Source organism: Spirulina sp. CCY15215, assembly GCF_016888125.1.
Lineage (GTDB): Bacteria > Cyanobacteriota > Cyanobacteriia > Cyanobacteriales > Spirulinaceae > CCY15215.
The window spans coordinates 1-384 of the sequence record NZ_JACSWA010000098.1; the positions used below are offsets into that span (position 1 = coordinate 1).

At 45.1% G+C, this 384-nt stretch carries 1 protein-coding gene; it reads left to right on the top strand.

All coding sequences use genetic code 11. The annotated features are described in order from the left end of the window. Positions 1 to 384 (top strand): response regulator (locus tag JUI58_RS27450; protein WP_204101786.1); only part of this gene is annotated, 384 nt, incomplete at both ends.

Sequence of the window (384 nt, forward strand, 5' to 3'; positions counted from 1 at the left end):
GCTATCGTATCTTAATTGTCGATGATAAACCCGTAAATCGGCAATTGTTGGTACAACTCTTGAGTCCTTTGGGCTTTGAACTTCAAGAAGCCAGTAACGGCCAAGAGGCGATCGATATCTGGCAAGAATGGCAACCTGAGTTAATCTGGATGGATATGCGAATGCCCGTGATGGATGGGTTTACCGCGACACAAAAGATTAAAGCGACTACCCAAGGACAAGCAACGGCTGTCATTGCTTTGACGGCCAGTGTTTTAGAAGAGGAACGAGCAGTGGTATTATCAGCCGGATGCGATGATTTCTTGCGTAAACCTTTTCGGGAAGACCAGATATTTCAGGCAATGGAGAAACATTTGGGAGTGCGTTATATTTATGAGGATTCGA